This window comes from Alteromonas lipotrueae (genome assembly GCF_019249255.1).
GTDB lineage: Bacteria > Pseudomonadota > Gammaproteobacteria > Enterobacterales > Alteromonadaceae > Alteromonas > Alteromonas lipotrueae.
Genome location: NZ_JAESDJ010000005.1, coordinates 169,840 through 194,432 on the forward strand (window position 1 = coordinate 169,840; position 24,593 = coordinate 194,432).

The 24,593-nt window shown below is 44.2% G+C and carries 16 protein-coding genes; 5 read left to right on the plus strand and 11 right to left on the minus strand.

Annotation, left to right across the window (positions count from 1 at the left end):
• Position 1 precedes the first annotated feature (1 nt).
• From KYS23_RS09250 to KYS23_RS09260, 3 genes are all read left to right on the plus strand, one after another.
• A complete protein-coding gene (locus KYS23_RS09250) occupies positions 2 to 4,006 on the plus strand; it encodes an ExeM/NucH family extracellular endonuclease (RefSeq protein WP_218418447.1) in 4,005 nt (1,334 codons plus the stop codon).
• Between the two features lie 14 nt (positions 4,007 to 4,020).
• Positions 4,021 to 4,629, plus strand: coding sequence for a hypothetical protein (locus KYS23_RS09255; RefSeq protein ID WP_218396690.1), 609 nt, complete (start codon positions 4,021 to 4,023; stop codon positions 4,627 to 4,629).
• Between the two features lie 210 nt (positions 4,630 to 4,839).
• Positions 4,840 to 5,799, plus strand: a complete 960-nt coding sequence (locus KYS23_RS09260; RefSeq protein ID WP_232370640.1) for a WYL domain-containing transcriptional regulator — start codon at positions 4,840 to 4,842, stop codon at positions 5,797 to 5,799.
• Positions 5,800 to 5,844: 45 nt separating this feature from the next.
• On the opposite strand, the gene KYS23_RS09265 is transcribed toward KYS23_RS09260, so the two are convergent.
• The 4 genes from KYS23_RS09265 to KYS23_RS09280 all read right to left on the minus strand — a co-directional run bounded on the left by KYS23_RS09265 (position 5,845) and on the right by KYS23_RS09280 (position 11,934).
• Positions 5,845 to 7,980, minus strand: a complete 2,136-nt coding sequence (locus tag KYS23_RS09265; protein ID WP_218418448.1) for a response regulator — start codon at positions 7,978 to 7,980, stop codon at positions 5,845 to 5,847.
• A gap of 100 nt (positions 7,981 to 8,080) precedes the next feature.
• Positions 8,081 to 9,211, minus strand: a complete 1,131-nt coding sequence (locus KYS23_RS09270; protein WP_218418449.1) for a pectinesterase family protein — start codon at positions 9,209 to 9,211, stop codon at positions 8,081 to 8,083.
• A gap of 40 nt (positions 9,212 to 9,251) precedes the next feature.
• Positions 9,252 to 10,703, minus strand: coding sequence for a glycoside hydrolase family 28 protein (locus KYS23_RS09275; protein ID WP_159531669.1), 1,452 nt, complete (start codon positions 10,701 to 10,703; stop codon positions 9,252 to 9,254).
• Between the two features lie 37 nt (positions 10,704 to 10,740).
• Positions 10,741 to 11,934: a glycoside hydrolase family 88/105 protein gene (locus KYS23_RS09280; RefSeq protein WP_159531667.1), complete on the minus strand. Its 1,194-nt coding sequence runs from the start codon at positions 11,932 to 11,934 to the stop codon at positions 10,741 to 10,743.
• 640 nt (positions 11,935 to 12,574) lie between these two features.
• Between KYS23_RS09280 and KYS23_RS09285 the strand changes: the two genes are divergently transcribed.
• Positions 12,575 to 15,271: a TonB-dependent receptor gene (locus KYS23_RS09285; protein ID WP_218396695.1), complete on the plus strand. Its 2,697-nt coding sequence runs from the start codon at positions 12,575 to 12,577 to the stop codon at positions 15,269 to 15,271.
• 141 nt (positions 15,272 to 15,412) lie between these two features.
• Positions 15,413 to 16,132, plus strand: coding sequence for a rhamnogalacturonan acetylesterase (locus KYS23_RS09290; RefSeq protein WP_373996591.1), 720 nt, complete (start codon positions 15,413 to 15,415; stop codon positions 16,130 to 16,132).
• 51 nt (positions 16,133 to 16,183) lie between these two features.
• On the opposite strand, the gene KYS23_RS09295 is transcribed toward KYS23_RS09290, so the two are convergent.
• The 7 genes from KYS23_RS09295 to KYS23_RS09325 form a co-directional block, all read right to left on the minus strand.
• Positions 16,184 to 17,101 (minus strand): sugar kinase, encoded by a 918-nt coding sequence (locus tag KYS23_RS09295; protein ID WP_159531661.1) that lies wholly within the window; start codon positions 17,099 to 17,101, stop codon positions 16,184 to 16,186.
• Positions 17,102 to 17,147: 46 nt separating this feature from the next.
• Positions 17,148 to 18,623, minus strand: coding sequence for a mannitol dehydrogenase family protein (locus tag KYS23_RS09300; protein ID WP_218418450.1), 1,476 nt, complete (start codon positions 18,621 to 18,623; stop codon positions 17,148 to 17,150).
• A 2-nt stretch (positions 18,624 to 18,625) separates the two neighbouring features.
• A complete protein-coding gene (gene uxaC / locus KYS23_RS09305) occupies positions 18,626 to 20,041 on the minus strand; it encodes a glucuronate isomerase (protein WP_159531657.1) in 1,416 nt (471 codons plus the stop codon).
• Positions 20,042 to 20,053: 12 nt separating this feature from the next.
• Positions 20,054 to 21,538 carry a UxaA family hydrolase gene (locus tag KYS23_RS09310; protein ID WP_159531655.1) on the minus strand — a complete coding sequence of 495 codons (1,485 nt, stop codon included), beginning with the start codon at positions 21,536 to 21,538 and terminating at the stop codon, positions 20,054 to 20,056.
• 152 nt (positions 21,539 to 21,690) lie between these two features.
• Positions 21,691 to 22,707 (minus strand): LacI family DNA-binding transcriptional regulator, encoded by a 1,017-nt coding sequence (locus tag KYS23_RS09315; protein ID WP_159531653.1) that lies wholly within the window; start codon positions 22,705 to 22,707, stop codon positions 21,691 to 21,693.
• Positions 22,708 to 22,813: 106 nt separating this feature from the next.
• Entirely contained in the window at positions 22,814 to 24,109 is a 1,296-nt protein-coding gene (locus tag KYS23_RS09320; RefSeq protein WP_218396699.1) for a TRAP transporter large permease, read from the minus strand.
• The gene (locus tag KYS23_RS09325) at positions 24,100 to 24,591 is read right to left on the minus strand and encodes a TRAP transporter small permease (protein WP_159531649.1); all 492 of its coding nucleotides are present in this window, start codon (positions 24,589 to 24,591) and stop codon (positions 24,100 to 24,102) included. The genes KYS23_RS09320 and KYS23_RS09325 overlap by 10 nt, the downstream gene beginning before the upstream one ends.
• Between the last annotated feature and the right edge of the window lie 2 nt (positions 24,592 to 24,593).

The window sequence follows — 24,593 nt, forward strand, 5'->3', positions numbered from 1 at the left end:
CATGGCGAAACTGGGTAGGCAAGGGCGAGCGAAGTTGAGTAAGTCAGCTTTGTGCGTGAAATTAATATTGGGTAGTGTGTTAACGCTGCCACTTTCTTTTAATGCTTTTTCCGATGTAATTTGGGAAGAGAACTTCGATGAGGCTGCATTAGACGGTAAGGGAGCTACCGGAGGCGACAGCGTCGCAATTGATATGGAAGGCGTTTCGCGTTGGAATATTGATGTTTCTGCAGCGGAATTAACTGCAACATCGGATTGGTTTAAAGTTGTGAATGAGCAACTCAGTGCCCGCGATGTTGATGGCGAAGCAGTATGGTTGTCAGAAGTTATTATTGTTAATGGCTTAAGCGACTTGCAGCTCGACGTAACCGTTTCTGAAAGTGGTACGCAAGAAGCTGCTGATTACTTTGACGTGATGTATTCCGTTGATGGTGGAGAGTTCGTTCTAGTCACCAACGATTTAGGTACAGACAGCCATACTCTTGTAGATGATTATACTAGCGGCGTGATTAATGCCTCTATCCCAGAGGGAAGTACGGTTCAAATAAAATTAGCCATGATAAATAATTCTGGCAGCGAATATCATCGCGTTGACAGTGTTGTATTATCAGGTTCGACTGGCTCAGAAGGGGAGGGTGAGGGCGGCGATGATGGCGAAGCATCTGAAGACACACTTCGTACCCTAACCGAAACCTGCTTTAACTGCCCTGATTTAACCGCAGTTAAATTACCTAGCGACTATGTTGAAGCGGATTATTATGCGCAGCTTGATACTGCAATAACTAACAATGAAAGTGCTGAAACACTTAAAGCGCTGGCTCAAAATATCATCTCACTCGACCACCATCAGCTTTCTTATTCAGAAGCATGGACAGCCCTAACTGACACCGATCAAGACCCTGCCAACCCAGACAATGTCGTGTTGTTCTACATGGGAACATCGTTAGCTAAATTCAGTAACGGTAGTGGCACGCAAAGCACTAACCAAGACAATTGGAATAGAGAGCACGTTTGGGCTAACAGTCATGGTTTCTCTAGCAATAGCCTAACGGCATATTCAGATATTCATCACCTTCGCCCAACCGATATTTCAGTAAACGGTTCTCGCGGAAATCTAGATTTTGATTTCAGTGATGGTGCTTTGTCTGAAGCGTCAGCTAACCGTATCGACAGCGACTCGTTTGAACCGCGTGATGCCGTAAAAGGCGATGTAGCGCGTGCTATGTTCTACATGGACGTACGTTACGATGGCAGTGATAGCAGCGAGTCGGAAGAAGACTTGGTATTGGTTGACCGTTTAACCAGCACTGACGAAGCTGCCCATGGCAAATTGTGTGTTCTTTTACAATGGCATGAGAGCGACCCTGTTGATGAATTCGAACTCGAAAGAAACAGCAAAGTTTTCGAATTCCAAGGTAACCGTAACCCATTTATCGACAAGCCTGAGCTTGCTTCACTAATATTCAATGCAAGTTGTGATGGTACAGACGCTGGCGATTCAGATGGCGGTGATACGGGAGAAGATTCTGGTGATTCAGGTGATGATGCTACCGACGGAAGTGCAGGTTCAGGCCACGCGGTTTTCATTTCTGAATACATTGAAGGCAGCAGCTATAACAAAGCGGTAGAAATTTACAATGGCTCAACTGAAGCAGTAGATTTAAGTAACTATAAGCTTAAACTACTTTCAAATGGCGATACCAGCGTAGGTGATGAGAAAGTATTAGAGCTTAGCGGCACGTTAGCCTCTGGTGCCGTGGCTACCTTTAGTCATGCTAGCGCTGATGATGCGCTGACTACAGGCTCGACGTTGAGTAGCTTTGTAATGAACTTCAACGGTGACGATTACATCGAGCTAAGTTACGGTGATGTCACCATTGATGCTGTTGGTACGTTTGGCGTAAAAACCAACTGGGGTAAAGATGTAACCCTAGTGCGTAAAGCTTCAATTACTGAAGGTAATGCAACACGTAACGCTGCTTTTGACCCAGACAGTGAGTGGGATAGCTACAGCCAAAACACTTACGATTATTTTGGTTCGCATAATGGCAGTGTGGTCGACCCTACAGATCCAACCGACCCAACTGATCCGACAGACCCAGTTGACCCAGTCGACCCAACGGTAGAACTGGTACTTATCAGTGAACTGCAGGGCGAAGGTGATGCATCACCATTAGCTGACACTACCGTGATTATTGAAGCAGTAGTGACTAAAGTAGCTGAAGACTTATCTGGTTTCTTTGTTCAAGAAGAAGCGGCTGATTCAGATGGCAACGACGCAACCTCTGAAGGTGTGTTTGTATATGCTACTTCCCTCGAGACTTTCCCAATGGTTGGCGACTTGGTTCGCATGCAAGGTGATGTGGTTGAATACAACGACTTAACCGAGTTTGTACTATCAGGCGACGTTGAATTGTTAGGCGCAGGTGGAAGTATTCTATATACCGAACTTAGTATGCCATTTAACATAGATACCAACCTTGAAGCCTATGAAGGTATGCAAATTACCTTTACCCAATCGTTACTGGTTAATGACGTATATAACTTAGGTCGTTACGGTCAGTTTAACGTGGGCTCTGAGCGCGTGATGATCCCGACTAACCAATATCCTGCGGGCACAGTCGAAGCGATAGCTTTAGCAGAACAAAATGCCCTCAATACATTGTTGGTAGATGATGCTTCAAACAGTCAAAATCTAGATGGTATTCCATTCCCTGTGGGCGGACTAACGCATGCTAATCCTCTTCGTTTAGGCGATACAGTTGAAAACCTCACAGGTGTAATGCATTACTCGTTTAGCGAGTATCAATTGCTACCGGTAATGGACTTAGAATTAGTTCGCACTAATGCACGTACGGCTTACCCGTTAATTGGGTTAACTGGCGATGTGAAAGTGGCTAGCTTTAACGTACTTAACTATTTCGATGGACCAGACTTCCCAACCTCTCGCGGCGCTACCAATGAATTCGAATTGGTTCGCCAAGAAGCGAAAATCGTTGCAGCACTAGCAGCAATGGATGCAGATGTTGTGGGTCTTGTAGAAGTTGAAAATGATGGTCATGGTGAAGATTCTGCCATTGCAACGTTAACCGCAGCGGTTAATGCTGAAATGGGCGGCGATGTTTATAGCTATGTGTCAATCAGTGAAGCATTAGGAACCGACGAAATTGCAGTAGGCATGATTTACAAGCCTGCAGTAGTAACACCATTTGGTAACGCTGTTACATCGTCTGAGTCACCGTTTGACTATGGTAACCGTCAGCCGCTTCTTCAATCATTTACAGTGAACGCCAACGGTGAAGCATTCACCCTTGCCGTAAACCACTTTAAATCGAAAGGAAGTTGTTCCAGTGCTACCGGTGATAATGCCGATTCAGGTGATGGCCAAGGTTGTTGGAACGCATTGCGTACCGATGCAGCAAACGGTTTGGTTGCTATTGTAGAAAACAATAGCGATACCTTATCTGACCGCTTATTAATTATGGGTGACTTAAACGCGTATGCAGCAGAAGAGCCTATTTTGGCCCTTGAAAGTGCTGGCTATACCAACCTGGTTAACACCTTTGGTGGCGACTCGGCATACTCATACACCTTTGGCGGCGAACTAGGTTACCTAGATCACGCATTATCAAGCCCAAGTCTAACTGAATATGTGGTTGATGCGACGGTTTGGCACATTAACTCAGATGAGCCTCGTGTGTTTGATTACAACGAAGAGTATAAAACTGACGCGCAAATCACGGATTATTACGGCGCTGATGCATACCGCTCTTCAGATCACGACCCAGTATTGGTAGTGCTTAACTTCCCAGATGCGGTTCAACCTGGCGATTTTGATGGTGACAACGACGTAGATTATGACGACATTATGGCGTTCTACGGCTTGTTCTTATCAGGTGGTGCTAGTGACTTACAGTATGATTTTAATAATGATGGCGTGGTGAGTGCTTACGATATACGTGCCCTTATGACGTTATGCAGCCGCGCTGGTTGTGCAGTAAATTAATAGGAATTTTAATAATGAAAAAGTTAGCTTTAATCTTAATCATGGCTTTTACAGCTAATGTAAACGCTGCAATAATTAATGTTAGTACCGATCAGGCAACTTATAATGTTGGTGATACAATACTAGCTACTGTAATGCTTAACGTCGATGAATTACCAGACTCGGCAATTGGTTTTGGAGAAACACTGGTCAGTGGATATGACTTGAACTTCACATTCGACGATTCGCTATTGTCATTCATTAGTGGTTCTGAGTCGTACGGAACTGGGTTAGGGGTTGTGGCTTTTTCTTTTCCTGTACTTGCTTTCGCTGGCGTCGCTAACGTATCTCAAGCTGCTGACATCTTCGCTGATTTAGCCACATTACAACCTGATTTTGGAGAGTTCATGCTGTTCTCTTTACAGTTCACGGCGACCAATGTAGGAAGCGGAATTTTAGATGTTGTTAGCAATTCTCCCATTGCAATGCTAACCGATTTTTTCGGCGATGAAATTCCTAGTGTAACAACACAATCTGCGAGTTTTTCGGTTGAAGCGACCTCAGTCCCAGCGCCAAGTACTGGAGTTTTGGCATTACTTGCTTGCTTCGGTATGGCGGTATCACGGGTTAAGTCGCGTCGCTAATCGAGATATCGTAGCAATGTAACCCAACACGCTTATTACTAAGCATGTTAATAAAAACCCAGCATCTGCTGGGTTTTTTATATTTTACACTCGCTAAAGCATTTAAGACTTCTCATAGAAAACACCCACAAAGAATACGACAAAAATTTTTATTTACAGTGTGCTTAAAATGAACCACACTGGCTAAAAATACAGTTAAATGGAAATGTTATGTCTGCCACCCAAATGCTAGGTAATGAAGGGCGAGATTTCGGCCTTAGCGATGCTTCACCTTCAGAAAACGTAAGTCTTGATACTATCAGCTTTGCTCAGCGCCAGCGGTTGGCTTATATCGATTTTTGTTTGTTGTTTAAAGGGGCGATTTATCGCCAAGATCTTATAGGTCGCTTCGAAGTGGGCTTGTCTGCGGGATCTCGAGATTTCAGCCTGTATAAAGTGCTGGCACCCAAAAATCTTACCTACGACGCGCGAGACAAGCGTTATTTCCAAACCGATACTTTCGTACCTTTGTTCGAGCACGACCCTCGAAGAACCTTGGTGAAGTTGGCAAACGATATTTCTGATGGCTTCGATGCTATCGGCGACATTCACTTTCCAGTTGAAAGTGCGTCTTCATTGAATGTACCCGACATTTATGTGGTAGCAAAATTAGTGCAAGCCATTGTTAACAATAAAGCTGTCAGTGTTATTTATACATCGCTTTCAAGTGGTTCGGGAGCACGAGAACTGGTGCCTCACAGTATTGTGGATAATGGTCAACGTTGGCACGTACGCGCGTTTGATAGAAAGACGGGAAGCTTCAGAGACTTCGTGCTAACCCGTATTAGTAAAGTTACGTTAAAGGCCGATCCTGCACTCAGCGAACAGAGCCTTGCTGATGAAGCATGGCAGCGAAAAATAGCTTTGGAAGTCGTACCGCATCCGAAGAACATAAACCATCCGACTGCCATTGAGCTCGATTATGGTATGGAGGAGGGGGTACTTCACCTTGAAGTGCGCGCTGCTATGGCAGGCTATTTACTGCGCCGGTGGAATGTAGATTGTACTAAACATGCTAGCCTGCGAACGGGTGAGTACCAGCTATGGTTACGCAATCAAGAAACACTGGAAAACACCGATAACCTTGCCATTGCGCCTGGGTATAGTGGCGAGGAAAAACGCTACCAGTAAAAGGGTTTTCTCTAACGGCAGGTATGTCGGTCGCTTATACGTGCGTTACCACTTTTGCGTAAATTGCTTAATACTAGAAAGCAGAAGCTCTTTATCTAATGGCTTGGTAAGAAAATCATTCATGCCTGCATTTAAACATTCTTCTTTATCTTCAGGGAAGGCGTTGGCAGTAAGAGCGGCGATAGGGGTGTGTACCTTTAATTCGTTTCGAATGATGTTAGCGGCCATAATGCCGTCCATTACAGGCATGTTGCAGTCCATCAATATGAAGTCGAACAAGTTTTTGGCGCAGGCTGCAACGGCTTGCTCTCCATCTTTCACATGCACAATTTTAAAACCTTCGCCTTCAAGCATTGCCTTTACAATTTCGGCGTTAATATCATTATCTTCTGCAATAAGAATGCGCAACCTAGGCGCTGCTTTATTGGGGAAGCCGATTGGCTTGCTCGCTTGGGACACTAGGTTTTGTAAATCGAGCTCTAAATCTTTGCGGATGATCGGCTTTGCATGTGAGCGCCAAATAAGGTCTTTCACGGCCTCTTCACAATCTAATCGTTCAAGCTCTGCTGAAATCAAAATGATTTTTGGAAATGGCGAGATATCTGATTTTACTAATTCTCGTAACAAATCAACGCCGCTCATCTCTGGCATCGCTAAATCGAGAATAATAACATCGTAATTGTTGGGCGTATCTTCCAGAAAGTCCTTTGCGCTTGAATACGACGTTGGAATAAGCGACATTGCGGCAACCACGTGTTCTAGATATTCTCGGCTTGTAAGCAAGTCGTCCACAATAGCGCAGCGCAATGTGGCATCAGTTTTAACCTTGATGGAAGGCAGAGACTCTTCAATCACTGGAAGGGTTAGCGTAAATTCACTACCCGCGCCTAAGGTTGAGGTGGCTAAAATATTACCGTCCATTAATTGTGCTAATTCTTTGGCAATACTTAGCCCTAGCCCAGTGCCTCCATAATGGCGGGTGGTAGATTGATCCGCTTGCTCAAATTTTTGAAAGATGGACGACAATTTATCGGAATCAATACCAATACCGGTATCTTTAACCGAAAATAGCAAGGTATTGCCACTCGCCGTGGCAGCCTGGCTAACCGATAAGGTTACGCTACCTGACTCGGTGAACTTAATGGCGTTACTTAATAGGTTATGTAAGATTTGTGCAATACGGGTGATGTCACCTTGAATAATGGGCGCTAGCGTTTGCTGTTTATTATAATAAAAATCTAAGCCTTTGTTCTGGCAATAAATACGCTGTATAGATACCACCTCATCAAGCAGTTGGAGCAAGTCGACAGGGCCTTTTTCAACGACAATTTTTCCCGCTTCGATTTTTGATAAATCGAGAATGTCGTTAATAAGGGTAAGCAGTTGCCGTCCAGCGGTTTTGGCCTTTCTTAAGTAATTTTCACTCTTGCTTGGGTTATCCATCGCAAGTTCAATCATGCCAAACAACCCATTCATTGGTGTTCGTAATTCGTGACTCATACTCGATAGAAACTCGGATTTAGCTCTATTGGCTTCCTGTGCCTTTTGCGCTTCTGTTTCTGCTTTTTCAGAGGCTTCATATAGATGCTGTATTGTATTTTTTATTTTTCTATCCATGGGCGCGAAAATGAAAAAAGCTTCAACCCCTAGTAAGAATATAGTGGCAAGCCACAAATAGAATTCAAGAGACGAGACCTTATCAACATGATTTTTCGCCTCTTGTTCGAACATATAAACCACACTATTAAGTTGCTTTAGCAGCCTGGTGGCTTGTTCTATAGTAATAACAATTGAAGAAGAACATTGGGGTGAATTCACAAGTGCCCTTGCTTGTGCAATATATTGATTAACCTTTGCATCAAGCTGGCTAGTACCGAAATACATATTGGAGATAGAGTCTGGTAAAGAGGGCAAAGAGATTAGTTTTTGATGATTACTTGAAAAGGTATTAATGGCCGTTTCAAATATGTCGGTAGACGATGCGCTGTCTTCACCACAGGCATTTATTTTTTGTACGAGTAGGGCAATGCGTTGAGAGAGCATTCGCTGCTGCCCCGCAATATTGATAATTTCAGCATCAAGACGCTGACCGATCAGCAGTGTTCGCATTGTGAATACAGATGCCGTAACAAGACAGGCAATGAGAAGCAGCGCTAGCGTGTACCGTATGCGAATGGACATAAAAATAACGTTTTTCTTAGAGTATCTAAAAGATAATTGATACCAAGCATTTACGCAATTTAAGATCTTCTGAATTAGCCACAAGTAGTAGATGTTGTGCTTACATGGGGTGCCAGTCTTGTAAAATGGCTGCTTTACTATAAAAAAGAATTTCTACGTTAGTAAGGGTAGGGCGAGCTTCGTTTTCAATTGCGCCAGGGCCATGGCTTTTAAATTCAGCAAACCTAGCATCGGTAAGCGGATTAAAGAATTTTTTATCACCTTCTTTTGTCTTACCCGACATGCTACTCCAACCGTTTGTTGCAATGTGGGTATCCATATAGGTGTTGATATAAAGTGAGTGTCCAATAGCGTAAGGCGACGCATACTTTCCATCGGAAAAGGTGGTAGTAGGATGCCAAGGGCGCCCAAGGGCAACGGAATGGTTGGGTACGCCGGCTTCGCGAGCTAAGGTGCAATTAAAGAACACAAAGCCAAATGGTCGAGTGTTAAGTGTACTTGGCGCCGTGATATAGCCTGTAATGCCATTCCCTGTATGTCGTTTTCGCGAGACAACATCTACGCCATCGAAAAAAGCGGTGCCACCGCCGAAGATAAAATCGATATGGCCCGCCACTAAGCCTCCTTTTATGTAGGCTCTGTTTCCTTTGAGATAAAGCGTATCTTGATAGCCCCAAAGCGCAATATTATCTAAAAAGGTTTTATCTGCAGTTACTGCTGTTTTTAACGCGACCGCTTGGGTACCTGATACTCGATTAGGATCATCTTGTGAGCGAAGTTCATTGGCGGGATAGTCAAAGCTATTCAGTATGCTTAGGTTCGAAAGATGAACGTTTGATGCGGTTATCTCGACGGTGGCTGTTCTTCGAGTGCCAAAAACTTCATCGGTATCTGGGTGTATTGCTTGACCAGCGTACCGCGAAAAGACAATTTTAGTCGTTTTTCTGTCTACGCCTCTTACGTGGATGTCGGGTGTTTGAATAACTATCGATTCCTGATAAATGCCAGGCTGAACTTCAATGACCCACGTCCCAGAATGCTGAGTAGGAATAGCGTTAAGTGCATCAGTCACACGTGTGTATTGGGGAAGGTGGGAATTAAGTGTAACTTGGCTAACGAGCGCATTCGCGTCGGGCTGTTGCGTTGCTTGAGCGCAACTTATAAAGCATAAACAAAGCAGGGCCAACCGCCTTTGTGAAAAAAAGCTAGCCATAAAGAATGCTATGTACATCCGCTCCTGCCATTCACTTTCGATTAAAACGCATAGCCTTTTAAGCATCACGTAAACCCACTTTCTTTCCTGCGATGACAATATTAGAGGTGTCTATTGCCTTCACGTTCTCAATAATAGATGGCTGTTCAACAGAGGCAATAGAGATATCGTGCAGGGACAACCCCGTAATTGGAGTATGGTCATAACCTCTTAACATAAAAGCTCTGTCTGCTCGTTTTACCGTCAAATGTTCTACCGTAATCCCCTCTAGTTTCGGTGGGAAATTCCCAGCATCCCCTTCTTCATAAAAGAAGTTCACTACTATCGCGTCTTTTACATCGCCAATCGAGATATGCCGATAATTTAAATTTTTAAGATGGCCGCCTCGTATACTGTTGGTTTTAATTCGTATACCTCTGTCTAAGTTAGGGCTACTCATCACGCAGTGCTGTGCATAAAGGTTGCGAACCCCGCCGGAGATTTCACTCCCAATGACTATCCCGCCATGACCGGCTTTCATTTCGCAATCTTCTATGATGATGTTCTCACTCGGTTGATTTAGCCGTCGGCCGTCTGCATTTCGTCCCGATTTGATGGCAATGCAATCATCACCAGTGTCAAAGACACAAGATTGTATGAGAACATCAGTACAGCTTTCTGGATCACACCCGTCTGAATTTGGGCCAAAACTTTGGCAGTAAATATTGCTTACCGTCACATTTTTACATAACACAGGGTTAACCAACCAAAAGGGAGAGCGAAGTATCGTGACTCCCTCGATGAGCACGTTTTCACATAAGTAAGGTTGAATAAAAGGAGGGCGAAGATAGTTCTCATCAAATACTCGTTCAGAAACAGGAATGCCATCTTCAACCATAGCTTGGAGTATATCTCTGGTGTATTTTTGATTCTCAACGGCATGATCGCCCCATTCAGAGGTTTTCCACTTTCCTTTCCAAGGCCACCAATTATCGGCAGAAGCGCCTCCATCTAATGTGCCTTCACCAGTAATGGCAATATTCTTCTGCTTGAAAGCGTAAATTAAAGGGGAGTAGCCCATTAATTCCATGCCTTCCCAACGGGTGTGTACATAGGGCTTGTAGTCTTGACTATCGGTAGAAAAGTGAAGTGTGGCTCCTTTTTCGATATGCAGATTAATATTGGATTTTAAGTGAATAGGCCCTTTGCAAAAGTATTCCCCTTTTGGCACCACAACCATACCACCCCCTATTGATACGAGATGCTCTATAGCCGCATTAAGAGCGGGTAGGCTGTCGCTACTTAGTGCATTGGGTAAGGCGCCAAACTGCTCAATAAGCACGGTATTATTTGCAAAGGTGGGCCGGGCTATACGGTCTCTAATTAACAGGGCCTCTTTATCCCATTGTGCTTGGCTTCTTGTCGTACTTGGGGCGGATACAGAACAGCCTGCTGAAAATGGGATAACAGGGGCTAACGTAGCGGCCAACCCAGCTCTCAAAAGATGACGGCGGTGTTTATTTAATGTCATAAAAACTCCGTGGGGCAACACAACATAATGATCAGAATTACTTGCCTAGGTATAATGCAGCAAGAATAAATGGACCTACGCCTTTTGCGTCATTAGCGCGAATAGGCTCGCTAAGATAGTAATCAAAAGAGCCATCTCGATAAGGTTTACCGCCAAGTCCTGCAACAGCGCAAACTTGGTTTAAGCTGATGATATTATTCGATGGGTTTACGGAAATCATCTGATCAATAAGTCCTGCAAATCCTTTTTCTGCGTGGTCTCGGTAATGTTCTGGTAACAGTTTTAACGCAACACCCTTTGCGATAGCGTAGGTGATCATCGACGTCCCAGAGGCTTCTAGATAATTCCCTTCTCGCTCTGCAAGATCGGTAACTTGATACCACGCGCCCGTTGTATCTTGATAGGCTAAAGTTGCATCAATAAAGGTGTGGAACTTTGATCTCAGCCATGCCGATTTAGGGTGCTTTGCTGGCACAATTTCTAAAACATCAACCATTGCCATGGCATACCACCCTAACGCCCGTGACCAATGATGCGCCGACAAACCGGTAGTTTCATCCGCCCACTTTTGGGCTCTTGATGAGTCCCACCCATGACGAGGTAATCCAGTTTTTTCGTCGTATAAGTTCGCTTCTATAAGTTCGAATTGAAGAAAAACATCGTCAAGTTCTGCCATGTCGCCATATCGAACGATATATTCAGCATAAAATGGAGCGCCCATATAAAGCCCATCTAACCACATTTGCTCTGGGTAACGCTTTTTGTGCCAAAAACCGCCTTCGTTGGTTCTTGGATGGCTAACAAGTTGTTTTCTTAATAAATCAGCTGCTTTTTTATATTTAGGTTGACCAGTTTCTTCGTATAGGAAAAACAATACCTTTCCTGGATTGACCATATCAATATTGTATTTCTCTATATCGTAAGTATTAATACTCCCATCGTCATTCACTAGCATGTCGTAGTAGCCAAGTATGTAGTCTAAATAGCGTTGGTCTTTCGTATGCTGGTACACCTTAGAGACTGCTAGAAGGTTCAGGCCATGAACATAATCCCACTGCGCTGATTCATCCCAATCTATTTGCCACGCTTCTGGAAAACGCACCATTTCAGATTCAATCATCCGTTGCGACCATGGTTTGGTGTTATCCAAGGCTGAAGGCTGCGCAACAATAAGAGGAGAGACAAGTAATACAGTGGCCATCGAAACCACTTTGGCAATACGTTTAATCATAATATGACCTTAAAACAATGTTGAAACGATAAATGCTACCGGTAGCATAATGAGGCGCATTTATTACTCTGTCAACGAAAAAAATACCCCATTTTTAACAGATTGTTTACGCAGTGCTGTTGCTGTTTTAAATGAGTTAACTAATTGAAAAAAATGAATAATAGTTATTTTGGTTACTTTCAGGCGCTATTGCAGTCGTCGCCCATTTTTAAAGGGCTGTAGCTGAAATGTTAACAGTGAAATGATAATTTAGTAAAAATTGTTGCCACCGGTAGCATTTGAATATAGGATGTAAATCAAATGTAAATCATGTTGCTATTTATACATGATTTATGTTTCCCCGAGAAGGTATGTGTATTTAAGAAATACATACTGTATTGCCCTACAGGCCCTAAAATTTATCGGGTTAGGAATGCTGGAAGTTTAAAACTAGAAGTTAATTGGTGTGAAGTTAACAGGAATGATTAAAGGCTTTGAAGATAATTGATAAGTCGTCTGTGCTACCGTATATTTACTCAGTTTGTAAATGAAATGTTTCACGGTGGCAAAAGGCTGGCAGTGTCTATTTTTTGAAAGAGCCACACGGCATGACGTTGTAATTCCTGCACCTCAATAAAATATAAAAACCGGAGAAACAACCATGGTACTTAGAAGAAAACAGCTTGCTGTACTTGTTGCGTTAGCGTTGTCAGGTGCTCACGTGAATGCTCAACAAGTCGCTAACGAAGGCGCCAAACTACAGGACGAAAACCTAGAGATTATTGAAGTTTCAGGATTTCGCGGCTCGCTGAATAAGTCGCTTATGGAGAAGCGTACTTCAGTTAATAATAAAGAATCTATCGTTGCTGAAGACATAGGTAAGTTTCCCGATTTGAATATCGCTGAGTCTATTCAACGCGTTCCAGGTGTGGCTATTTCTAGAGAGGGTGGAGAAGGAAGACAAATAACGTTGCGTGGCCTTAGCCCTTCATTTACCCGCACCACATTAAACGGGATGGAAGTGCCCGCGAGTACAGATGGCACCGATTCTGGTGGCGGTGTTAATGGTGGTCGCGGGTTCGATTTTAACGTATTTGCTTCTGAACTATTTAACCGAGTCGATATTCAGAAATCTCCAACAGCTTCAATGGAAGAGGGGGGGATTGCCGGTACTGTCGATTTATATTCTGCCAAGCCTTTCGATTATGAAGGATTTAAACTAGTCACTTCGGTACAAGGTGGATACAACAGCATTACCGAAGAAACCGATCCTCGCGCAGCATTTATGGTTTCAAACCGATTCGCTGACGACAAAATTGGTGTGCTTTTTTCTGCTGCACTGTCTGAACGTACTGTTCGCCAAGAAGGCTTCGGTACTGTTCGTTGGACTACTCCAGTTCGAGACGGGGGCGGTTTATATGCAGATACGTCTGATACGGTTGTTTCAGGTACACCCGATGTAGGAAGTTGTACAGATAACGATGAAGCGGTAGATCCACTTAATTGTTTATGGACACCACGATTACCTCGTCCTGATTACTTTGGCAACGAACAAGAGCGAGTAGGATTTACTGGCTCTATTCAATGGGCGCCAAGTGAAGATTTAACATTTACGCTTGATGGTTTGGTGTCATCGCTAGAAAACACGCGGACGATGTATAACTTTTTCCACATGTTTAGAAGTACGTTCGATGAAATCACTCCTACAGCAATTACGGTACACCCGAATGGCAAGCAAGTACTTGCAGGTTCTTATGAGGGCATAAAATCAAGAATTGAAAGTAGATTACAAGAATCGACGACTGATTTTAGCCAGTTTGTTTTGTCAGGTGAGTGGTTTGCTCTTGATAATCTTCGCGTAGAAGCGATGTTTGGCACCGCTGAGTCAGATGCTCGCTCCGAGCAGTACCGGTACAACATGACATTGTTAGAAAGCACATCATATGGCTTCGATTTTACTAACAATGCTAATGCGCCAGAGATTACTTATGGTTACGATGTTAACGATGCCAGTAACTATAACCTCAGTGATGGACGCTTACGGGCTACTGATGTTGAACGCGAAAATGACACATTTAAAGTTGACGTTTCCTACCTTGGTGATGAAGTAACCATTAAAACGGGTTTTGCGTATAACGATAGAGTGGTGACCTATGCTGAAGAACAAATCAACGGTTTCCCTGATCAAGACTCAGCCGTAGGTTACGCCGAAATGATGCCGGTTGATGATTTTGGAAGTGGTTTTGATGGTCCACTTGAGCCTTTCCTTGTTGCGGATTTTGATGCAATAAATGCCAATTTGTTGGATGTGGTTTGGACACCTCGCTCAGCTCAAAGTTGGCAAGTAGGAGAAGAAACTAGCGCTTTGTATTTGGAAATGGACACAAGCTACGACATTTCAGATATGTTACTACGTGCCAATTACGGTGTGCGATACGTAAAAACGACTACAACGTCTGAAGGGTTTATTCAGGGAGAAACCGTTCAAATTGAGAATGACTACAGCAATTTCCTTCCTGCTGTAAATTTAGCGCTAGAAGCCACCGATGATGTAGTGGTTCGACTTGCAGTAACCCAGTCGATGACGCGTCCTAGCCTAAACTCGTTGAACCCAGGTAATCCGAGTTTCGACTATATAAATGGCTCAGTATCGGTAGGTAACCCTTTCTTAGACCCATTTACATCAAACAACGTGGATTTCGGTGTTGAGTGGTACTTTGACGATGAGGCGTTATTAGCCGCTACGGTTTTCTATAAAGACATTGACAACTGGATAGTGCGTGCATCGGAAGAGCGGTTTGTCGACCCTGCTTACTTCGACTTTATCGATAATGATGCTCAGTACGACCCGCAAATAGCGTTAGATCCTCGTGAGGTGGCGTATGAGCACAGCAGCCCTAATAATGCAGAAGAGCGCAGTATCAGTGGTTACGAACTTATTTATCAGCAACCCTTAAGCTTCTTACCTGGCATGTTTGAAAATATGGGGGTGGTGTCTAACTATACCCATGTGAATGCCGATGATATTGAAGGAATGAGTGAGACGTCTTACAACTTCACGCTTTATTATGAAACAGATGTTTACGGTGCTCGTGTGTCGGTCAATAAGCGAGATGACTATCTAACTGATTTTACAGGAAGTAATGGAAACGTCGCTCATGGCACGACTGGTCCTACCCAAGTAGACTTCTCATCGTTCTATAACCTCAATGAAGCGTTAACTTTCACCTTTGAAGTGATTAATCTTACTGATGAATATGAGCGATTGTTCACCACAGGTGATGGCTCACTGAATCTTGTACGCGAGTACAACCATACGGGTAGACAGTTTTTCTTAGGGGCGCGTTACTCCCTTTAGCCTAGTGTGTGTAAACCGCTAACTGCGGTTGTGTCCTGGCCATCATTTTGATGGCCTTTTTTTTAATAAAGGCAACGCTAACAAAATAGAGTAAAAATCATGAGACGAAAACGAACGATTGCGTTTTTGCTGTTAATTGGAATGGCCAGTGCAACGGCTGAAACACAGCTGTCATCAATTAGTCTTCATCTGGTGGGCGACTCTACCATGTCGGATAAACCTAACGTAGCTTATCCCGAACGAGGTTGGGGGCAAATTTTACCTGAATTTGGGTTGCCTCAGCTTAGGATTAAGAACCACGCAGCGAATGGCCGCAGCACAAAACGTTTTGTTGATGAGGGTAGGTGGAATAGTGTGCTCTCTTCATTATCTGCGAACGATTATGTACTTATTCAATTTGGGCACAATGATCAGAAACGCGAAGACCCTGCACGCTTTGCCAGTGCTGATACAGATTATGCCAACTACTTAAGTCAGTTTATTGATGATGTGGAAAGCAAAGGCGCCAACGCCATCATTGCCAGTTCTATTTGCCGGCGTCATTACACGGATGCCGGTGTGCTTAAAAGAACGTTAACCGACTATGCCGCGGCTGCACAGCGTATCGCGCGTGAAAAAGAGGTTTTATTTGTGCCCATGAATCACCGTACCTGTCATTTTTTTGCAAATATAGGCGAGGCTGAAAGCCAACAATACTTCATTCAGGTTCCGCCCGATTTGTATGGGCGATACCCACAGGGCAAGGTTGATAATACACATTTGAATGTAGTGGGCGCAGCCAAAGTCGCCCAGTTTTTTGTAAGAGAATTGGAAGCGTTAGCGCACCCTCTAAGCAACTACTTTTATAGAGATAGCCTTTAAAGCGCTCAATTGAGCGCAGCGGTGGGGAATCAGATTATTCGGCAAAGGCTATTACTTAAGTGGCGGTATATGACTTGAAAATATACCTGAAGGAATAATCGCGCCAGGGTAGGTAATCACCGTTGCGGCGACTTTTGCCCCAAAGCTTGCACTTTCAACGGCGGGCTTGCCTGACAAACGAGCTGCCATAAAGCCTGCATTAAAAGCATCTCCTGCAGCTGTCGTATCTACCACGGCGCTAACGTGTTCAACGGGCACAATACACTGCTCTTTTTGTGCAAGAATGTGAACACCAATCGCGCCGTTTTTCATAACAACCTCGGTAATATTCTTATCCTCAAGATAGGCGAAAATATCATCGGCACACGTGTGGCGGAACAACATCAAATGGTCATCTGCCCCAGGAAATGCTAAATCGGCTTCTTGGTACGCTTGAGTAGTCCAATATTGAGCGGTTTTTTCATCTTCCCACAGGCGAGGGCGATAGTTGGGATCAAAGGCTATTTTACAGCCTTGTGATTTTAGTTTTTTGATTAAACTAAATAGATTTTCACGCTGCGCATTGTCTAAGATTGCGATAGAGATCCCACTAAAATAGAACCAGTCGGCATTGATATTATCATCGGGCATGAGGTTTATGGTTTGTGTTGCGGCAGACTGAGCGCGCCAATACGCAAAAGTGCGTTCCCCCTGATTATCATTGCGAATCATATACAAACCCAAATTGCGCTCAGTAGAGCGAAATACAAGGTCGGTGTTAATCTCGTGCTCGCCCATCTTTAGTAGTAATTCGTTACTTAAAAAATCGGCACCGATGGCGGTTAAGTAACTTATCGATGACACGGGTAAACAACGCTTGAAATACACCGCTGTATTATAGGTATCACCGGCGAAACTTTTCGCCATGGTATCGCCGTGTTGAGTGCGAAGTTCAACCATGCACTCGCCAAATATAATTAGTCTTTTCATACTAAAGCCTCATAAAGCTCACAAATGCTATCAGTAGAATGTTTCATTACAGGTCTCCCAAAATCGGGTTTAACGTTTCATCAACACCTAGTGAAGAGCACTCACTTAGTGTTTTTACATGCGCTAATACATGGCTGCGAAATACCGAATTTGTACTGAGTTCAGCAAAAATTGCGGCTTCATTGAGTAAAGTATTAGTCACTGCAACGGGATCGAAGGCATGTTGAGAGGCCATGTCGATTAGTGCGGGCGCTTTTGGGTCGGTAATGGCGTCACCCGATTTAGCCTTGCGAGTAACAAACAAACACCATGCTGCAATAGGAACGCACAGCAAGTTAATATCTCGGTTGGCATGTAGATTGTCACGAATGGTGTCTAAAACCCGAAAAGGCAGCTTTTGTGAGCCATCCCACGCAATCTGGGAAAGCATGTGACGAATATGCTTGTTGTGATAGCGAGCGACGATGTCATCAGCATATTGATTTAGGGTTTCAATGTTATCGGTTTCAATCGACGGTATTATTTCTCTCTCTAAGAGCGCGCTAATTAGCGCCTGTATTGCAGGGGTGGAAATGGCGTCATAGACAGTTTCCTTGCCAAATAGCAGGCCTACATAAGCCAGTGCAGAATGGGTACCATTGAGTATCCGCAATTTTGCTTTTTCAAAGAACAAAACGTCTTTGGTAAAGGTAACACCTACTTCCCCCCAAGGTGGCCGAGGCCCTGAAAAATTGTCTTCGATAACCCATTGAGTGAACATTTCACGCTGTATAGGCCAATCATCTTGAATCCCTAGATTGGCACTGACGTTAGCTTTTACTTCATCATCAGTCGCTGGGGTAATGCTATCTACCATAGTACAAGGGAAAGCGATGCTGTCTTGAATCCACTGAGCCAACGCTGGTGAAAGGTGATAGGTAAAATCAATGACCGCTTTTGCTAGTTTCTTGCCATTATCGGTTACGTTATCACAGCTTATGATGGTAACGTCGGCATTGCCCGAATATTTCCGCGCTGTTAAGGCTTGAGCAATAAGGCCTACAGCACTAATAGGCAAGTCTGGGTTGGCAAGATCGTGTTGGATATCAGGGTTCTCAACATCGAGACAGCCGGTGTTATTTAAGCAATACCCTTTTTCGGTCACGGTTAAAGAGATTATCTTAGTGGCTGGCGAACATAAGGCCGCGGTAATGACATCTCTATCTTCACTTAGCGTTGAGAGGGTCTTTATTGCACCTATCACTCGTAAAGATGGCGTATCATCGACAACAGCGAGGGAATAAAGGTTATCTTGGGGGGCCAGCGCTTTTTTTAGCGTATCGCTTCGCATCGATACACCGTGAATGCGCCAATTTCCACCATAGGCCAATGCTAAATCAGTATAGTAGGCTTGATGTGCACGGTGAAAGGCGCCGGGGCCAATATGTACAATACCGCATTGTGAATTAAGCAAATCGTACTCTGGAACGGCAACATTACTGTTGAGCTGGTCGAGTGTTTTAATACTAAGTTGCTTTTCCATGCTTATCCTAACTTATACGCTTGTTTCGCGAAATCGTATGTGACCTTTTTAGCGATACTAGCGGCTTCCGTTTCGCTGATGCGGTGCTGAACAACTAACTCTGCTAAGAACCGACAATCTATACGGCGGGCAACGTCATGGCGGGCAGGAATAGACAAGAATGCACGAGTATCATCGTTGAAACCTACGGTGTTAAAAAAACCAGCTGTTTCAGTAACTTGGTGACGAAAACGTAACATACCTTCTGGGCTGTCGTGAAACCACCAAGCAGGCCCTAGTTTTAAACACGGATAATGGCCGGCCAGCGGCGCTAACTCACGGCTATAAGTGGTTTCGTCTAAGGTAAATAAAATAATATTTAAGCTAGGCTCATTTCCATACTTTGAGAGCAAAGGGCGAAGCGCGCGAACGAAATCCGTTTGCATGGGAATATCGTGACCTTTGTCACGACCAAACTGGTTAAACAGTGTAGCATTGTGATTTCTAAACGATCCTGGATGAATTTGCATAACCATGCCATCTTCAACGCTCATGCCTGCTAATTCCGTTAGCATTTGAGCTCTAAATAGCTCTTGTTCCTGGCTATTACTTTGTCCGGTGCGAACCTTATCGAACAGAGCAATACACTCGTTAGTGCTTAAATCTGCGGTATTAGCAGTTGGGTGACCATGATCGGTGGCTGTGGCGCCGTGGTCTCTAAATACAGCGCGTCGGGCTCGAATAGCGTTTAAGTAACCGTGCCAAGTTTGCGTGTCTTCGTTGGTCATCACTCCTAATTTTTCGATATTGGCGACGATGTCTTCCCGTGAAGCATCAACCACATCATCGGGTCTAAATGTGGTAATAACCCGCTTATCCCACCCCGTACCTTTTAGTGCTCCGTGATGAGGAAGCTGATCAAGCGCCCCTTCGGTGGTTGCGATGAGTTCTATGTTGAACCTGTCCATTAAGGCGCGTGGTTTGAAACTGACGTCTTGAAGTTTGGTGGTAATATGCTCGTAATATTCGCTGGCGTTATTGCTGCACAACATGTCGGTAAGCCCAAACACGTCATGAAAAACGGTATCTAGCCACATTCTTGATGGGGTAGCAGCAAACAAATAATAATTGTCTGCAAGGATTTGCCAAATTTTTCGCGGGTCAGACTCAGTTGCGCCGCCATCCCACCGAGGAACGCCTAATGATTCTAGTGAGATTCCCTGACTATACAACATCCTGAAAACATAATGGTCAGGGGTGATGAATAGCTCAGTGGCGTTAGTAAAATTTTTATTTTGTGCAAACCACCGCGGATCTGTGTGCCCATGGGGGCTGATAATTGGCAAATCTCGTATTTCTTGGTAAAGCGCACGGGCTACTTTTTTAGTGGCTGAGTCAGATGGGAATAGTCTGTCTTCATGTAATAAAATTGATTCCATAACAATCTCTTCTTAAAGCGTGACGCCACGTTTCCAAATAGCAATTTCATGGCTGCCATTTTTCTCGTTGCAGGTTAATTGACCCGATGCTACTGCAAGACATTGTTGGAGCAGCGCGTTGGCACACTTATCGATAGACATGCCTTCCAACACCTGACCGGCGTTAAAATCTATCCAATGTGGCTTCTTATTAGCGATATCTGAATTTGAGGATATCTTTATTGTGGGTACAGGGAAGCCGAGGGGAGTACCTCGACCTGTGGTGAATAAAACTATATGTGCGCCAGATGCGGCCAATGCAGTTGCACTGACTGCATCATTGCCTGGCGCTTGTAGTAAATTTAAACCGTTAACTGTTCTCGGTTGACCGTAATTGAGCACGGACTGTACCGTTGATTGTCCACCTTTTTGCACCGCGCCTAACGATTTCTCTTCTAACGTGGTTAGGCCCCCAGCTTTATTACCTGGCGATGGGTTTTCGTAAATAGGTTGATTGTGTGCAATAAAATACTGTTTAAATTCGTTAATTAAGGTTTCTATATCATCAAAAACAGCCTTGTTTTTGGCGCGGTTCATCAGGAGTTGCTCGGCGCCAAACATTTCTGGTGTCTCAGTAAGAATAACCGAGCCCCCTAATTGACAGGTTAAATCAGTGACTCGGCCCACCGTCGGGTTTGCAGTAATACCGCTAAATGCATCGCTACCGCCACACTTCATGCCTAGCACTAACTCATTTGCACCAATAGGCTCTCGTCTATCCTCGTTAAGGGTTTTCAATAGGGAATAAACAGCATCTACGCCAGCTTCAATCTCGTCTTCCACTTCCTGTGCATTGTAGAAACGTAGCCTCGAGTCGGGCTTATCAATTTCAGGTAACATTGATTTAAGCTGATTGTTTTCACACCCCAGTCCAATAACCAGAACCGCTCCGGCATTGGGATGCGAGGCGAGCGAGGCGAGTATCGTTCTTGTATCATCTAAATCGTCGCCTAACTGAGAACAGCCGAAAGGGTGGGTGAATGCTCTAAAGCCATCACATTCACCAAAGTAACGACGCTCACATTCTTGCGCAATGCGTTCGGCAGTTCGATTGACACAGCCCACCGTATTAATGATCCAAACTTCGTTGCGGATACCTACTTTACCGTTCTCTCTGCGATACCCCATAAAAGTGGGGATATGGGCAGGTTTCGCTAATGCTGCTCGTGTCGGTGTGTATTCGTATACTTCACTGCCATCAAGTTTTGTCTTTAGATTGTGGCTATGAACGTGCCCTCCCAATTTAATACTTTGCGTGGCAGCGCCAATTTGAAATCCATACTTAACAACTGGGGTATTCACCGCAATATTGTGAAGTGCCACTTTGTGGCCAGCAGGGATGTGCTCGGTGATGAAAAGTTGATGACTTTCAATGAAGGTACGTGCGGCTATATCCTGTGTTGCCACGGCAACATTATCACTGGCATGAACTTTCACTAATAAGGTTTGTAAACTCATCGCGTACCCTCAGATTTTGCGTTACTAGCACCAAAAACTTGGGCTAACGGACGGACTTAACAGATTGGTTGATTTTAACACTTTGTAATATACGTGCCACCGGTGGCATAGTAAAGCAAAACCAACTATTTATTAATTTAAGCGGCTAAAAATCACACTCTTTTTATAGAGTCACGAATAATAAGGTGGGGTTTTACTAAGTAGGTCTCAGTTTCGCTCACTTCAGTGCCTTCAATTTGAGCGATTATCTTTCGAGCTGCAAGCGCGGCCATATCGCCTACAGGCCTTTGTACTGTAGTTAATGCAGGAATTACTCGTGCTGCCAGCAAGTTGTCATCAAAGCCAGCAACCGACAATTCATCAGGAACAGTAATGCCCATTTCATGTGCGACCTTGAGTACACCAGCGGCCATTTCATCGTTGTTAGCGAAAATAGCTTTCACACGGGGAGATTGAATGAGTAGGGTTCTGGCGCACTCAATACCACTTTCGTAACTGTTTTTACCTTCGATAATGCGGTCGATGGGAACTTCAACGTGCAGGTCATTCAATGTTTCTAAAAAGCCTTCAAGTCGCTCTTTAGATGAGTAATAGCGCTGTGGACCGCTAATAATACCGATGTCTCTATGTCCTAAAGACACCATGTAGCGGGCTAAGTCTCGAAGGGCTGCCCGATCATCAGAGACAACAATGTTACTGTGATCATCTAAGTCCACCGAGGCCATCCGAACGTAATTTATCTGCTTTTCTCTGAGTGTTTCAGCTAACTCTTTAGCTTCAGATACCGGTGGCAGTATAATGACACCATCTATTCGAGAGCGACTAACGAATTGAATACAGTTACTGATAAAGTCGTCAGTGTTGTAGTTGCAAGGATGAACGACCAGCTCATACCCTTTTTCTGAACAAACGCTTAGTACCCCGCGCTGAACTTGATCGATATACAGTGCATCGGGGTTATCGTAAATAAGCCCAATAAGGAATGATCTACTAGCCGCAAGCCCTCGGGCTTGCTTGTCAGGTGAAAAGCCAGTTTCTTTTATTACTGCATCAATTCTCTCGCGCGTTGCTTTGCCCACATTAGATGCGCCGTTAATGACCCGAGATACCGTTCTTTTCGATACGCCAGCAAGGCGGGCTACATCATTAATAGTGGGGCGTTTGTTCATTATCGGTATGTTTCCGCAGTTTGAGTATTGAATTTACTGAACATTATTGAATGAATAGTACCATAAAATAAAGTCATTCCATTTGACACCAGTTCGTTGTCATATTTTAAAAGCCAAGTGCCCTAGGTAAGGCTTCACTAAACCAAGGAACGTAGGTGACTAACATCAATACAACGAACATGGCAAAGTAGAGGGGCAGTAACGGCTTGATAATATTTTCTAATTTTGTTTTCGCAATCGCACAGGTGATAAAAAGCACAGCGCCTACTGGCGGAGAACACAGCCCAATAGACAAGTTCAACACCAGCATTATACCGAACTGTAGCTCAGACATACCCAGTTGAACGGCAACGGGTAAAAATATGGGGGTAAAAATAAGCACGGCTGGGGTCATATCCAAAAAGGCACCCACGACAATAAGCAATAAGTTGATTAATAGTAAAATTAGAATGGGGTTGTCGCTAATTGCCAGCAATGCATTGCTCAAGGTTTGCGGAATATTTTCATACGACAGTAACCAACTCATTGCGGTAGATGCCGCAATCAATAACATAACAATCGCTGTGGTTTCTGCGGATTTCAATAAAATACTAGGCAGTGCTTTTACCTCGACTTCGCGATAAAAAACGACCGCAAGTAACAGGGCATAGACCACAGCAATCGCACCTGCCTCTGTGGCAGTAAAGATACCGCCCACAATTCCACCTATGACTAAAACAATGAGAAACAAAGAGGGCAGGGCAGCTCCCACTTTTTGTAATACAATTGATAAAGGTAGTCGTGCAGACAATGGATAACCTTTGGCTTTGGCGTAGCCAAAACACACCATCATTAATGCTAGGCCCACCATAATTCCCGGTACATAGCCTGCCATGAATAAAGCGGCAATCGACACACCACCACTGGCAATAGCATAAACAATAAGGATATTGCTAGGAGGGATCAGCATCCCTGTAGTTGAAGCGGCTGCGGTTACCGCAGCACTGAAGTTTGGTTCGTAACCTGCTTTTTTCATTTCAGGCAGCATAAAGCTGCCAATAGCAGATGTGGCTGCAACCGCAGAGCCTGATATAGCGCCAAATAGCATACAAGACACCACGTTAACCAATGCCAACCCGCCTGGTAAGGCGCCAATAAGGGCCATAGCGCATTCGATTAGCCGCTTCGCAATGCCACCTCGTCCCATAATTAGGCCTGATAATACGAAGAAAGGGATAGCCAAAAGAGCAAAGCTATTTAACCCTCCAGCCATTCGCTGTGCAATAGTAATGGTTGCTGGCGCCAAATCCATACTCATCAGCATCGCGATGAGCGTAGCTAGGCCTATACTAATAGAGATGGGGACATTCAATAGTAAGAGTACAAAGAAGGCTACCAAAAGTACTATGCCTGTTAATTCCATTCGTTAAGCTCCTTTTCAGGTGAATGCCATAGCGCAAAAATATTCACTATGCTGTAAATAACAATGAGTCCGCCTGAAAGGGGCAGTACCAGATAAATCAACCCCATCTTTATGCCTAACGCAGCAGAAATTTGATCTAGTTCTAGTGTTAACATCACTAATTCAGTTCCACCGTAGCCCATTACCAACGTACAGAATGTGATAACGCATACTTCAACTAGGGTTAACAGAACGCGCTTTACTAGGGGGGATTGACGCTCTACGAGTAAATTAAACCCAAGGTGAGCATGCTGGCGGTAGGCATAAGCTGCACCTAGTATGCCTATCCATATGAGAAAGAAACGTGAGAGTTCCTCTGTCACTGACGCCGGATCTTGTAAAATATATCGCGATATCACCTGCCAAATTACGGTGAGTAATATACTTGTCATCGCAACAATTAAGGTTCCAGCCAGTAACTTATCTAGCGTTTTAATAATCATTA